The sequence below is a fragment of the uncultured Abiotrophia sp. genome (genome assembly GCF_963520105.1).
GTDB lineage: Bacteria > Bacillota > Bacilli > Lactobacillales > Aerococcaceae > Abiotrophia.
The window spans coordinates 74,261-88,375 of sequence record NZ_CAUQPN010000008.1 but is presented as its reverse complement, the minus strand read 5'-3'; the positions used below and the strand labels follow the sequence as shown (position 1 = coordinate 88,375).

General features: G+C 41.6%; 10 protein-coding genes and 1 pseudogene. 8 read left to right on the top strand and 3 right to left on the bottom strand.

The genetic code is table 11. From position 1 onward, the window contains the following. Positions 1-433: 433 nt before the first annotated feature. The 6 genes and pseudogenes from RWO08_RS08135 (at position 434) to RWO08_RS08110 (ending at position 6,040) form a co-directional block, all read left to right on the top strand. Entirely contained in the window at positions 434-2,491 is a 2,058-nt protein-coding gene (locus RWO08_RS08135) for a PTS sugar transporter subunit IIA (protein ID WP_314211763.1), read from the top strand. 13 nt (positions 2,492-2,504) lie between these two features. Further along, complete coding sequence (locus RWO08_RS08130) at positions 2,505-2,816, top strand: PTS sugar transporter subunit IIB (RefSeq protein WP_314211762.1); 312 nt, start codon at positions 2,505-2,507, stop codon at positions 2,814-2,816. Between the two features lie 15 nt (positions 2,817-2,831). Next, positions 2,832-4,116: pseudogene (locus tag RWO08_RS08125) on the top strand (PTS sugar transporter subunit IIC). Positions 4,117-4,133: 17 nt separating this feature from the next. Then, positions 4,134-4,532 carry a tetratricopeptide repeat protein gene (locus RWO08_RS08120; RefSeq protein WP_314211761.1) on the top strand — a complete coding sequence of 133 codons (399 nt, stop codon included), beginning with the start codon at positions 4,134-4,136 and terminating at the stop codon, positions 4,530-4,532. Positions 4,533-4,553: 21 nt separating this feature from the next. After that, positions 4,554-5,417: a class II fructose-bisphosphate aldolase gene (locus RWO08_RS08115; RefSeq protein WP_314211760.1), complete on the top strand. Its 864-nt coding sequence runs from the start codon at positions 4,554-4,556 to the stop codon at positions 5,415-5,417. A gap of 11 nt (positions 5,418-5,428) precedes the next feature. Further along, positions 5,429-6,040 (top strand): AAA family ATPase, encoded by a 612-nt coding sequence (locus tag RWO08_RS08110; RefSeq protein ID WP_314211759.1) that lies wholly within the window; start codon positions 5,429-5,431, stop codon positions 6,038-6,040. A 33-nt stretch (positions 6,041-6,073) separates the two neighbouring features. On the opposite strand, the gene RWO08_RS08105 is transcribed toward RWO08_RS08110, so the two are convergent. The 3 genes from RWO08_RS08105 to RWO08_RS08095 form a co-directional block, all read right to left on the bottom strand. Next, on the bottom strand, positions 6,074-6,361 hold the full coding sequence (locus RWO08_RS08105; protein WP_399495944.1) for a nucleotide pyrophosphohydrolase: 288 nt from the start codon (positions 6,359-6,361) through the stop codon (positions 6,074-6,076). A gap of 14 nt (positions 6,362-6,375) precedes the next feature. After that, complete coding sequence (locus RWO08_RS08100; protein WP_314211757.1) at positions 6,376-8,022, bottom strand: DUF2075 domain-containing protein; 1,647 nt, start codon at positions 8,020-8,022, stop codon at positions 6,376-6,378. A gap of 129 nt (positions 8,023-8,151) precedes the next feature. After that, positions 8,152-8,754, bottom strand: coding sequence for a recombinase family protein (locus tag RWO08_RS08095; RefSeq protein ID WP_314211756.1), 603 nt, complete (start codon positions 8,752-8,754; stop codon positions 8,152-8,154). A 118-nt stretch (positions 8,755-8,872) separates the two neighbouring features. On the opposite strand from RWO08_RS08095, the gene RWO08_RS08090 reads away from it, so the two are divergent. Continuing rightward, complete coding sequence (locus RWO08_RS08090; protein WP_314211755.1) at positions 8,873-9,559, top strand: methylase; 687 nt, start codon at positions 8,873-8,875, stop codon at positions 9,557-9,559. Between the two features lie 8 nt (positions 9,560-9,567). Continuing rightward, complete coding sequence (locus tag RWO08_RS08085) at positions 9,568-13,932, top strand: Eco57I restriction-modification methylase domain-containing protein (RefSeq protein WP_314211770.1); 4,365 nt, start codon at positions 9,568-9,570, stop codon at positions 13,930-13,932. Positions 13,933-14,115 lie beyond the last annotated feature (183 nt).

Sequence of the window (14,115 nt, the reverse complement as noted above, 5' to 3'; positions counted from 1 at the left end):
GCTAGGCCGGGAAGTGCCGAAAAGCCACTAAAAAGGTAGAATAACTAGGTGCTAGTGGTCCACTAATTCCTTTTCCCGATGCAAATACAAAATGAAAAACGGCTAACTCCAGTTATAGCTACCTAGAATCTAAGGTGCATATGTAATCTAGGCCGTAAATATGCTTAACTATACCCCAAAGGTTGGATTAATTACCCAACTTTTGGGGTTATTTTAATATATTTAGGCCATCAAAGATCTTTAGTCTGCTCATCGTTTATCAGTTTTCTAAAAAAGTATTTTGGTGTGAGTGATTTAACATCATATATTGAGTTAAAGTGCTTGGCAGCCAACAAAATATCATAGCTTATTAAATTTCCGGTATGAAGTGAAATAATATCTACTACATTTAGTTATAGGAGCCATATATAATTTAGATAAGGAAGGGAAAAGTATGAATGCGCGTCAAACAGAGATTATTAATCTATTACTACTTTCCTATGTGCCAATACATCTTCGGCAATTTGAAATGCAATTTGGAGTAAGTGGCAGAACAATCAGAAATGATATTACGGAAATAAACGAAATTTTGGAAGAAAATCATTTTTCAAGGATTCATTCTGATAGGCGTAAGGGTTTCTCTTTATCTCTTGATAGGGAAGAAAAGTCTAAGCTTCAGGAATTCATTGGCTTGAAATTGGATGAGGAATACCTAACTCGCGAAGAAAGGGTATTGGATTTGCTAGTCGAAATAGCCTTTAGCACTAGCCCAGTCTATCTCTATGCCAAAGAGGAAGAGTACGGAGTCTCTAAATCTACAATTGATGAAGATATGCGAGTGTTGCGTTCCTTATTGAGAGATTATTCAGTAAAGATCGTGAGCCAACCTAAATTAGGTGTCCTGTTAAGTGGACAAGAATCTTCTATTCGCATCATGTTGTACTCACTCATTAGCAATCATCTCTCAAAAGCCGAGAATAAAATGAAGCAGTCAAAAGTCTTGTTTAAGCATTTTGCTCAGAAAGTTAAGCAACTCAATCAATTATTTGAAGAAGTATTCGAGTCACGTGTAGATAAGCTTTATCAGCTAAATTATATCTTGTTTACTCTAAACTGGATTCTGCGCGTTCGTAAAGGAGAGCATATTGAGAAAAGGGAACTTCCAATTGGAGAACTAGAAGAGGATGGACTCTCTAAGCAGTTTGTTGAGCGAGTAGCCATGAACTTCAAGCTCAAGGAAAGAGAAATCGAAAAAGACTATATTTTCCGTATGCTACAATCCTTTAATTTGCAGAAATTATCTTCAACCGTCAACTGGTTACAGCTACAAATCTTAGTAGTAGACCTCATTCGCTTCATAGAGCAACGTACGAGTATTCCTTTCTCCCACAAGGAGAGCACCTTGCAACAAGCACTGTTCAATCACTTCATTGCACTGGCTTCTCGGGTGAATAATCATATTCAATTAACTAATCCTTTAAAGGAGAAGATTATTGAAAACTATACAGAAATCTTTGAAGCCATGACAGTCTTTAAAAGCAGGATAGAGGAGGTGTTAGAAAGCGAAATTATTGATGATGAGTTAGCTTTCTTATGTATTCACTTTTCTACAATTCTTAGCCAACTCAATAAAGAGTCATCCTATTACTATAAGACAGTCGTTGTTTGCCATTATGGCATCGCAACAAGCCAATTATTGGCGCAAACTCTTATTGAATTCTTCAATGTCGAAATTGTAGCCATCTTAAATTCGAGTGAAGTGGGAGTGATTGAGAAACTAGATGCAGACATTGTGTTTTCAACTATTGAGTTAGAGGACGTCACCAAACCAGTCTTAGTAGTTAACTCAGTCTTAGATGAAAATACCAAGCAGCAAATTCGTCAGTTTTTAGAGTTAAATCAACCAAGAAGGAGATTAGTTTCTAATCGACAAGATTACACGGAAATGCTAAGAGAAGTGCTCACGATTTTTGAAAAGAATCAATCAGTCGATGGTGAGGTTTATACAGACTTAGAGACAATTTTCAAGAAATATCGATTAGATATTAATCCAAGAGAGGTACAGCCTATGATTCAAGATATTTTAATGGATCAAAACATTCAGATTACGTCAGAGGAAATGGATTGGAAAGACTCAATTCGCTTTGCAGCAAAACCTTTATTGGATGAGGAGGCGATTACGGAACACTATATTGATGAGATGATTCGCACAGTAGAAAAATATGGGCCATACATTGTCTTAGCCCCTCATATGGCGTTAGCTCATGCAAGACCAGAAGATGGTGCCAAAAAACTAGGTCTCAGCTTAAGTATTTTTAAGTGCCCTGTTTCTTTTGGAGAGAGTAAGGAGCAACAGGTATCCGTCATGTTTTGTTTGTCAGCCATTGATTCTTTCTCACATCTCAATATTATGAAGAGCTTAGTGAATTTGATTCGTGCGACAAATAAAATTGAGGAGCTATCAAAAGCGAGAGATATCCAATCAGCCAAAACCATCTTATTACAAGACTAGGGAGGAGATTCGAATGTCGGGAAAGGTCAAAATGTTATTTGTTTGTGGTGCAGGTTTAGGGTCTAGTTTTGCAGCACAGATGGCGACAGAAGATGTATTGAATAAGTATCATGTGGATGCTCATTTAGATCATGTCGATATCTCTACTGCTGCTTCTATGAGCCCAGATATTATCATTACAGCCGAAAACTTCAGAAAGCAATTCGAGAAATTCAATATTGATACGGAAAAGACAGCCATTGCTTTCCTTAAGAATATTGTCTCCGGTTCTGAAATAGAAGAAAAGGTAATCCCCATTTTGAAAGCAAAAGGCTTCATCCATTAGAAGGAGGAAATGGAAATGAGTATTCTAAATTTCATTATCAATAATGTGTTGACAAATGCCGCGATTACAGTCTCTCTCATTGCGATGTTGGGGCTCATTTTACAGAAAAAAATCCGTTGGGCAAGTAGTTTCTGGTACTTTAAAAACCTTGCTTGGTTTTCAAGTTCTGAGTGCCGGATCAAGTGTTATTGTCGCAAGTCTGATTTACTTTGGTGAAATTTTCAAAAAAGGCTTCCATACTCAAGGGATAGTGCCATCTATTGAAGCGATTAACGGTCAAGCCATGAATGATCTAGGCCTTGGGAGTTCCATCGCCCTAACCTTTCTTGCTATCTTCGTCTTCAATATCATCTTAGCCCGTATTACTAAATGGAAGTATATCTTCTTAACAGGACAAGCCTTACTTTGGATGGCCACCATGACTACCGTCTTTGGTTATGCTGGTGGATTAAGAGGTCCTGTGCTCATCCTGGTCGGTGGTTTAGTTGGTGGGATCTTCACCGTGGCTATGCCAGCCATCGCTCAACCAATTATTCGCAAGATTACAGGTTCAAATGATATCGCTCTAGGTCACTTCTGTACTATCGGCTATATGTTTGAAGCAGGGGTAGCTAAGCTATTTGGCGAACGTGGTGAGAATAAGAAGTCGATTGAAGAAATTGAACTGCCAAAATCATTCAAGTTCCTACAAGATACCTATTTATCCGTCATGGTGGTCATGGTCCCAATGTTCATCATTACTGCGCTCTTCGCGGGTCCAGAAGCAGTTGATACAGGCGCTCAAAACTATATCATGTATGCCTTCTTGCAATCAATTCAGTTCGTTGTTGGGGTATACATCCTCTTAGCTGGGGTTCGCTTATTGCTTGGTGAAATCGTGCCAGCTTTCCGTGGTATCGCCATGAAACTGGTGCCTGATGCCATTCCTGCGCTCGACTGTCCAGTCTTCTTCCCATATTCACCAAATGCTGTTATCTTAGGCTTCATTACAACGACTATCGGTACGCTTATCGCCATGTTTACCCTACCATTCTTCGGGCTAGCCATGATCTTGCCAGGGATGCTAACCAACTTCTTCGCAGGGGGGACTGCTGGTATCTTCGGTAACGCAACAGGTGGTAGAAGAGGGGCTATCATTGGCGGTATTGCCCATGGGTTCTTCATTACCTTGCTTCCAGCCTTGCTTGTTACAGCCTTCAATCAGTTAGGCTTCATCAATGCGACAGCAACGGACGTTGATACGGTAACCGCAGCCTTACTATACTTCTGGGTCCTCAATCCAATCTTTAAGATGTTCTAATTAGTGAGGTGACCGCCATGTTCGATTGGTTCAAATCTAAAAAGAAGGAAGTCCAAAAAACGAAAACTGAAGAAAAGCCAGAAAGACTAATCTCCCAGGAAGAAGTTCAAGAATTAATCCAGAGAGATTTAGAGAAAATTAAGGCTACTTCAGATGAGAAAGTATTAGCGAAGCTATATGAGCAGGTGGGAATTTATTACTGGCAATTAAACGAGGTAGACGATGCCATTGAACACCTGGAAAAAAGCCAAGAGTTGAAACCTTCCATGGGAGAAGGCTATAAGAAGCTCATGTTGCTCTATAATAGCAAGCGTGCAGAAGCTGCCAAGAACCGGGATGATGCTAGCATCGATTACTACATGAATAAGTTAGATGACATGAGAAATCTTGCCAAGAAATTGACGCTTTCTCGCTAGGGATGGAAGGGAGGAAAGAGTATGTATAAGACCGTTCGAGACCTAACAGATGATGCAGAACGACTGAATATGACCATTGGTGCATTCAATATGCATAACTTAGAGATGCTCCCCGATATGATTCGAGCAGCAAAGGAAATGGGCGCTCCTATTATCATACAAACGAGTGTCGATACCGCAAAATACATTGGCTACAATGTCATCGTTGCCGTAGTAGAAGAGTTAGCCAATTCTATGATTGTGGATGTAGCTTTGCATTTAGATCATGCTAAGGATTTTGATGCGATTAAGGATGCTATCGAGGCAGGTTATTCTAGCGTTATGTTCGATGGGTCAAGTCTGCCCTTCAAGGAGAATATTGAGAAGACTAAACAAGTCGTAGAATATGCACATGCGCGAAGCGTATCGGTTGAAGGGGAGCTAGGGACCATTGGTGGAACGGAAGAAGGAGTTTCCGTATCCGAAGAGGATAAAGAATATACCCGACCTAATGATGCGGTTACCTTCGTTCGAGAAACAGGTGTTGACGTATTGGCAGTAGGGATTGGCACCAACCATGGGCAATTCAAGTCGAAAACAAATGTGAAGATCCCACTCTTAAAAGAAATCCATCAAGTAGTGGATGTTCCGCTAGTGATTCACGGTGGGACTGGCGTTAAGGAAGAAGATTACCCTGATTTAATCAATAATGGGATTCGCAAGTTTAACGTTGGCACGGAGTTGCTCGTCAACTGGACCCAGCAAGCCAAAGATTGCTTCGCCGAGACTCCCGTGAATAGGTCGCTTCGCTATAACATTATTCCAGCCAATCAAAAAGTAAAGGAAATCGTGAAGCATAAAATCGGGCTCTTCATGAATAAAAATCAACCCTTAAATGTTGGGTAGTGATGACTATGATGAAAAAATACCTAATTCTACTTGCTGGGCCACCAGCGACAGGAAAGAGTTATTTAAGTCGTCTTATCTGCCACGAACTTCCTGAGACCTATACCATCTCGCCAGATGAGTTGAAGGAGAATTTGGCAGATAATGTGGGATTCAGCTCAAGTGAAGAGAAGATGGAATTGGAAAAAAAGGTCTGGACCTATTATTATCAGGCTCTTGACTTATATATGAAGATTGGTAAACAATTTATCTTATCTGAATACCCCTTCTCCTACAAACAAAGAAAAAGGCTAGAAGAATTATCTACCACCTATCACTATGACGTTATTACTATTCGATTAGTATGCGACTTTGAGACTTTATGGGATCGAAGGCTCAAGAGAGACTTATCGCCAGAACGTCATTTAAGCTATATCACTAGCTGTTATCACTATGGTGATAGATTGGAAGACAGAAGGCAAGCAGACCAGCTGATTACTAAGGAAGAGTTTGCTAAAATCATTGAGGATAGAGGCTATAATCACTTCGAAATGGGAAAACTCTACGAAGTGGACGTTACAGACTATTCTAAGGTTTGTTATGAGCCTCTATTAGAAGAACTGAGGAAGCTGAAAGAAATGTAAGAAAAAACCGCCCGTGGGAACGGGCGGTTTTGCTTATTCATTCGGTGACGGATACTTGATGGCGTTCTTAACCAACTTTTCCCGGATAATCTGATTAATATCGAGGCCTAGGTTATCGGCTAGCATATAGGTGTAAATGAGGACGTCCGCTAACTCCTCTTTGATATGTTCCAACTCAGGGCTGTTGACGTCCTCGGGTGACCGCCACTGATAAATTTCCATAAGCTCCGCTGCTTCAATAGCAACCGATATGGCTAGGTCTTTTTCATTATGAAAGGGACGCCAGTTGCGTGCATCGCGGAAGGCATTGATTTCGTCCATAATGGTCATTGATATCACTCCTCTGTGGATTTTGCTGCGGCTTGTAGAGCCAATAATTTGTCTCGCAGACGTGGATTAACGGCGTAAAGGTAGAGACCTTTGACACCGCGCTTGAGTAGGACATTCAAGGAATTGAGAATCATCTGCTCCAAGGCTTGGGCATAGGTGTCATCATCCATATCAGCTCGCCGGACCTTGGCGCCACGGTCCATGTAACGGTTCGGGTCCACGACAATCCGATTCATCTCAGGGTCATAGTCGACCGAAGGGCCAATCACTACGCCCGCATAGTTGAGGTCGAAGCCTTGGATAGTATAGATGGAGCCTACTTCACGGATGGTTTCAGGCCGCTCGGCCCAAGTCTGGTTATCTACAGTTGAATTCCAAGGGAGGTTAATCCCACCAGGGTCAACCAGATAACTATTGCCATCCTTCTTATGCTCATAGTCGAAAGTACCAATGATGCGGGACAGGCCTAGAATCCGATCTTTCTCCCAAATCATATCCTTGAAGCGGCTAGGGTCCGCTACTACTTGGAAGTCAAAGCCATCCGTCTCTGGCCAAGGCGACAGACGGCGCTGGTCCACTAAGTCATCAATCCAATCAATGACAGCACCAGCCCCCTGCATACGGAATTGGTCGGTCAGATGGAAGTGATGAAGCTTGAGCTCGCTCCCTATAACGTCAGAGAGACGTTCCTTGTCCCAGTGGCTTTTAACCTTGAGAACTTGCTTAGAGTCAAAGATACAGACCACGATTTTGGCTAACTTGAGAATCTCGCTTAGGTGGTTGTCCTGTCTGAAGTTATTGTAGGCATCAGACTGAGACAAGAGCAAATGGGCCTCATCAATCAGGACAATATCGACTGGTTGCCCCTTGTTAATGAAAGGCGTAGGCTTGTCGAAGGAATTCTTCTTGAGATTAGGTAAACCGGCAGCGATAGCTTTATAGGTCTTAAGCATCTCCGAATGGTTGACTAGGAGACGGCTCTTCACCCCATGGAAAGGAGAGCTCTTGTCCGCAGCCAAATCTGCCAGCTGATGCATAATGGCTGAGAGGACAACGCTCTTGCCAGTTCCAGCCTCGCCTTCGATTAGGAAGAGGTGGTGTTGGTTGTCGATGAGTGCTTGTTGGCAGAAGTTGAGCACTTCATCTTTAATGGCTTGTTGGGCAGTAGACAGTGTTTTGAATGGCGACAGCTTAAAGATGTCCTTATTTTCTATTTCATCTATGGTGTGGTTGACAAGGTTCTTAGCTCGTAAAGTTTCCCATAGTCGGGGAAATAGCTCTTGCTGGAAGTAAGTCTTGTTAGCGTAATTAGCCGTCTTCTTCTGCTTAGTCTGGCTCCGGTTCTGCAACTTATATTTCTCATCCGCTAGGAAATAGTTAATGAGTTTGGTTTCGAAGTCATAGGTAGCGGACTTATGGAAGTCCTGGTTACCAATTAGAAGTGTCTGGGTCATCTTGCAGCGACGTAGATCTTTTAGGTGAGCTTTCATGCGCTTGGGCATCTGGTCTGTTTCACCAATATAGGCATCAGGTCGACGTTTGTCCGTATTATGCAGAATGTAGATAATGGGATAGTCGGTAAGTAACTCTTCTGTAATTTGTCCAATCGAGTCCTTGTCAAATCGTACTTCTTCAAGTATAAAATCCGCCATTAGGCCACCGCCTTGTCTGAGCTAAGGGTCCGAGAAACCGAGGTTTTTCGGACTCTTTTTTATCGTTTAATGAAGGCGGTTTTAGTCGCCTTCTCACAAGACTTATTATACCATTTTTTGGACTTTCTGCTAGAGGTTAAGATTGCCTTTTTTTAGTTGGTTTAGGTAGTAGTAAAACTTGGATTTTTTAACCTGGGTCAGTTGAAGAATTTCTTGGATTGACAATTGATTTTGCGGCCGATTTAGATATAGCTCTAGTGCCCTTTCAATTCGGTCATAGTGTTCTCGTGGTCGGCCTAACTTAATACCATTCAGTCTTGCTTTCTCAATTCCTGCCCCTGTACGTTCGATAATCAAGTCACGTTCGAACTGAGCAAATGCCCCTAATATGTTGAACATCAGCAAGCTTAAGGGGCTTGGCTTTTCGTGAGCCTCGAAGATCAAATTATCTTGTAAAAATCGCACTTGAACACCTTTGCTGTTGAGGGTAGTCACAATTTGATTAAGGTCAATAATGCTACGTGCTAATCGGTCAATTTTGGTAACCACCACCTCATCTCCGCGCTGCGCTATCTCCAAAAGATTCTGCAAAGCTTCCCGATTCTCAGTTGTAGTGCCACTTGTCTTGTCGACGAATATTTGGCAGACGCCGTATTGACGCAGTTCTTCATATTGAATATCCGTCTTCTGCTGAGCAGTCGATACCCGTACATAGCCATATTTCTTTGTCATTTTTCATACTCCTTTTTGCACCCATCTAGTTAGTAGTGCTGGGTTCACCATAGCATAGGTCACCTCTAGTCCGAAAAACCTCGGGTTTGTGGACTGGGAATGGGAGCTGGGTGAGTGCATGTCAGAGGGATTAATAAAAAGTAAGAAACGCGTCCAGCAGCATGGGGAAGTCTTTACTCCTGCTTGGATGGTGAAGAAGATGCTAGATACTCCAGGCATAAAAGAAGCCTGCGAAAATATTTATGCTACTTTTCTAGAGCCAGCAGCAGGAGATGGCAACTTCCTCTTAGCAATTCTAGAACGGAAGCTGAAGGCTGTAACAGAGCAGTATGATAAACGTAATTGGAAGACCAAGGCACTAGTAGCTCTAGCCTCAATTTATGGCATCGAGTATCTTGCAGACAATCTTGATGTAGCACGCTCGAGGATGTTTAATTACTATCTCGATTGGTATGAAGAGGCTTTTGGTGAGCGACTCAATAGTCAGACCAACATCTACAAATCGGCAAATTATATCATCCACAAGAATATTGTAAGAGGGAATACCTTAACCAAACGTCACCCCATAACTGAAGAGCCAATTCGAATGATTGAATGGCAGAAAGTGCCGGGATATCCGAGCAAAGTTCGAGCTATTCCATTTGCCTTTGCGGAATTATTCGGTGAAGAAGTGGAAGAGGAGAAAAAACTTGTAATGGAACAACTTAGCCTCTTTGAATGGGAGGATGAGGCTTCTAGAGAGCCTGAAGTTGAAAGAGTCATAACAGAAATTGAAATACAAAAAGTATACTTATTGGGGGATTAAGGATGAGTGTGGTTTCAAATTTTGATTTTCTAAGTGTCGATTTAGATACAGCAGAATTGTATGCGACTATTAATATGGCGGAAGAGAACTACGCTCAGAAAGACTATGAAGGGACCTTGACCAAAGTCCGTAAAGTCGCGGAAAATACAGCCAAGTTATTTGCTGATCGTGCCTACATTGAATTGGGTGAGCGGGATAATTTCAATGAGATTCTTCGGAAAATTAAGTACTCGATTAATGATAAACATGTTGTGGATTATTTTTACGAGATTAAAGGGAAAGGTAATAATTCTGCCCACGTTCTGAACCCCTCTGACGCAACGCAAGAGAATGCGCTTAGAGCTTTGGAGCATATGTTCTATATCTTAGTCTGGTTCGTTATTAATTATATTGACGATGAAATTCAGGCTAACTTATTCGATGAATTTTTAGAACCTAAAGCCCAAGCCCTCTACAAAACGGCTGAGCGAAAATTTATCTATGTTCAGACAGTTGACAATGCAAGTGGCCAATTTCCTGCTTTTGATGGGACTTACAAAGTTGGCGAAGGAACTGTTCCAGAAGATGAAGTCGAGGGAGACTGGAGTCCGAATAGTAGTTTCTTACGGAAGTTAGCTCCTAAACGAATTAAACAATATATGAAGACCTCAGGCCTGCCTTTTATGTTGGGATGGGTTGAACTGGCCTATCGCAAGTCAGACAAGACCTGGTTTCATGATTATGATGTCCATAATGTATTGAGACGTTCTGGAATTAAGCATGCGGAATTACTAGAAGGCAATGAGTGGTTTGATACGGATTTGGAGACAGCTAAATCAGCTATTCAAGCGGTAAAGGATGGACGTGAGTATATCAATGAGTCGGTAGAAGAGAAGACGGCTGTCGTTTTACGTCCAGAACAAGAAGAAGCAGTAGCGAAGACGCGTCAGGCCTTCAAGACTAAGGATACAATGCTATGGAATGCTAAAATGCGCTTTGGTAAGACATTGACGGCTCTTCAGTTGGTCAAAGAAGAAGGTTTCCAAAAAGTGCTGATTATGACACATCGTCCCGTTGTATCAGACTCTTGGTTCCAGGACTTTAAGAAAATGATGATGAACCAAGAAGGTTATGAATATGGTTCAGTGACCCAAGGTGCCTCGCTTGAATCGCTCAAAAAGGGAAACAAGCCTTTTGTTTATTTTGCTTCCATTCAGCTCTTACGTCATAATAATGCGCAAACGAACTTGAGCCAATTTGCTGAGGTAGACTGGGATCTTATTCTGATTGATGAAGCCCATGAAGGGACTCAGACTCAGCTAAGTGAACTTGTAATGGAGCAGTTAGTTAAAGATAAAACCAAAGTTCTGGAGCTATCTGGGACCCCCTTCAATCTCTTGGATAAATTTGAAGAAGATCAAGTTTATACCTGGGACTATACCATGGAACAGACGGCTAAGCTTAAGTGGGCACTCGAGAAACCCAATGAACCAAACCCTTACGAGAAGTTACCGAAGGTATCTATGTATACCTTCGAAATGAAGAATAAAAAATTTTTAGACGAACGGAAATCTTTTAATTTCAGGGAGTTCTTCCGTACAGATGACTCAGGTTGCCTAGTCCATAAGCAAGAGGTTCGAGCCTTTCTTGATAATATTACCAATCCTGATAGCCGAACAAACTATCCTTTCTCGACCAAGGCCTACCGAGAAGAATTGCGACACACACTTTGGTTATTACCAGGAGTTAAAGAAGCCAACGCCTTAGAAGACCTTATGAAGCAGCATCCAATTTTTGGTAAGGAGTACCAAATTGTTAATGTAGTTCGAGGAAGCGAGCGGGATAGTGACGATGGCGTTGCCAATGAGGCGGACCTGGAAAAAGTGCGTAAGGCGATAACAGATGACCCTTCGCAGACAAAAACCATTACCCTAACGGTTCGTAAGTTAACGACTGGCGTCAATATTCCCGAATGGACGGCCGTAATATTTTTATCCAATACCAACTCAGCAATGAACTATTTACAGGCTGCTTTTCGTGCTCAGACGCCATTTGCTCATGAAAAATTAGGGATGAAGAAGCATTGTTATATCTTTGATTTTGCGCCAGATCGAGCGCTGACCGTAATGGCGGAGAGTGCGCAGATTAATTCTGGTGTGGGTAAGAAGAATACACATCAGCAGAAGAAAGCCATGTCTCACCTTTTGAACTTCTTGCCAATTCTTGGTCAAGCAGACAATGGCATGAAGACTTATGATGTCGATCGTATGTTAACTCAATTGAAGAAGGTATATGCGGAAAAAGCTGTACGATCTGGATTTGAAGACGACAGTCTCTATAATGATAAGCTTCTAACCTTAACAGAGGGCGATGCTAAGTTGTTCCAAGACTTGAACGCGATTGTCGGTAAAACGAGCAAACAGAAAACACCTAAAACGATTACTGTGAATGACAATGGTTTGACCGATGAAGAATACGAGAAGGGTGAGAAGGGCAAGAAAAAGAAAAAACGAGACCGCACCCCAGAAGAGCAAGAAGCAATTGATAAAATTAAGAAGGCTAAGCAACAGCGTAAGACCATGATTTCTATTTTGCGAGGGGTATCAACTAAGATTCCTCTCATGATTTATGGGATGAATGTCGATATTCAAGAGGATATCTCGATTGAGGAATTCATCAAGCAGGTGGATGATAAGTCTTGGAAGGAGTTTATGCCTAAGGGCTTTACTAAGGAGCTGTTCCATGACATCGCACAATTCTATGATGCAGAAGTCTTCGTGGAAGCAGGTCGAATTATTCGGCATCGCGCCAAAGAGCTAGACGAGCTGGACTTTATTGAACGTGCAGAGCGGATTGCTGAATTATTTGGCAGTTTCAAGAATCCCGATAAGGAAACAGTCCTCACCCCATGGCGTGTTGTCAACATGCAAATTGCCAAGGGGATTGGTGGTTTGAACTTCTATGATGATGATTTCCATGCGATGACGGACGGCGGAAGACCTAACCTACATTGGGTAGAGCGTGAAGTGACTAAGGAAATCTATCACCCAGACACCAAGATTATTGATATAAACTCTAAGACAGGCCTATATCCCTTGCATGCTGCGATGAGCTTATACTATCAGGCCATGTTAGCGAATGAAGACAAGCGATTTATTGATAGACAAGTCTATCAGTCGATTCTAATGAAAAATATCTATGTCATTGCCCAAACTCCAATGGCCAAAACCATTACGGAGCGGACCCTAGCAGGATACAGAGCTTATAAGACGAATGTGGTTTATATTCCGGGGCTAACGGACGTCCTAAAGCAGGATATAGACAAGGGTAAAGAAAAAGTAGAGGAGGCGTTTGGTCACGTGAAATTTGATGTTGTGGTGGGGAATCCGCCGTATCAGGATTCAACACTTGGTGATAATACTACTTTTGCGCCACCTATTTATCATCTTTTTATGGAACTTTCATACGCGGTGGCAGATAAGGTTGCCTTAATTACCCCAGGAAGATTTTTATTTAATGCAGGTGGCACGCCAAAAAATTGGAATAGAAAAATGCTAGATGATAAGCATCTAAGCGTATTGCATTTTGAGGTCGATAGCTCAAAAGTATTCCCTAATACAGATATTAAAGGCGGAGTAGTTGTAACTTACAGAGATTTAACACGCTGCTTTGATCCGATAGATACTTTTACAACTTTTGAGGAATTAAATAGCATTCTACATAAAGTTATAGCACGAAGAGAATCCACACTAGACACTATAATTAGCGGTCGGGGTGTATATAAGCTATCTCAAAAAGCTCTAGATGATTATCCTAGCATTGAGCAAATTCAATCAAAAGGACATAAGTTCGATATAGGTTCAAGTGCCTTTAAAATTTTGAAAGATATTGTGTTTTTTGAAGAGAAACCGAACGATGGGAGAGAATATGTAGAGTTTCTTGGTTTACTGAATCTTAAGAGGGTCTATTTCTGGATTGATAAGAGTCATATCAATCCTCCTCAGAGTTTCCATAAGTATAAAGTAATTATCCCTCAAGCGAATGGAAGTGGGGCGCTGGGAGAAGCTATATCTACTCCCCTAATAGGAAAACCGCTCATTGGAGCAACAGAGACCTTCTTATCCATAGGATCTTTTGATACCTATTTAGAGGCAGAAGCGGCATTAAAGTATGTTAAAACGAAATTTTCAAGGGCACTATTAGGTATTCTTAAAATCACTCAAGCAAATACTCGAGAAAAGTGGATGAAGGTACCGCTTCAAGATTTTACAACTAATTCTGATATTGATTGGTCACAATCTGTTGCAGACATTGATCAACAACTCTACAAAAAGTATGGGTTGAGTGAGTCAGAGATTGCCTTCATTGAAGAAAAAGTCCAAGCGATGGAATAAACTTTATATACACTCAGAGAGCCCGCCAATAGGTGGGCTCTATTTATGACAAAAAGCGAACTATAGTTCGTGTTTGCTCTTCCATATTCCTTGCAATAGGCGTATAATAGAGATTGTAGAGAAGTGAAGACGGTGGTGACTCCCACTCAGGAGGAGGTGGTGCCCTATGTGCATCCATCAAAA

Excerpts from the sequence above, each read along its gene's own strand:
- RWO08_RS08135 (WP_314211763.1), top strand. The coding sequence starts at position 434 with ATGAATGCGCGTCAAACAGAGATTATTAATCTATTACTACTTTCCTAT.
- RWO08_RS08130 (WP_314211762.1), top strand. The coding sequence starts at position 2,505 with ATGTCGGGAAAGGTCAAAATGTTATTTGTTTGTGGTGCAGGTTTAGGG.
- RWO08_RS08120 (WP_314211761.1), top strand. The coding sequence starts at position 4,134 with ATGTTCGATTGGTTCAAATCTAAAAAGAAGGAAGTCCAAAAAACGAAA.
- RWO08_RS08115 (WP_314211760.1), top strand. The coding sequence starts at position 4,554 with ATGTATAAGACCGTTCGAGACCTAACAGATGATGCAGAACGACTGAAT.
- RWO08_RS08110 (WP_314211759.1), top strand. The coding sequence starts at position 5,429 with ATGAAAAAATACCTAATTCTACTTGCTGGGCCACCAGCGACAGGAAAG.
- RWO08_RS08105 (WP_399495944.1), bottom strand. The coding sequence starts at position 6,361 with ATGGACGAAATCAATGCCTTCCGCGATGCACGCAACTGGCGTCCCTTT.
- RWO08_RS08100 (WP_314211757.1), bottom strand. The coding sequence starts at position 8,022 with ATGGCGGATTTTATACTTGAAGAAGTACGATTTGACAAGGACTCGATT.
- RWO08_RS08095 (WP_314211756.1), bottom strand. The coding sequence starts at position 8,754 with ATGACAAAGAAATATGGCTATGTACGGGTATCGACTGCTCAGCAGAAG.
- RWO08_RS08090 (WP_314211755.1), top strand. The coding sequence starts at position 8,873 with ATGTCAGAGGGATTAATAAAAAGTAAGAAACGCGTCCAGCAGCATGGG.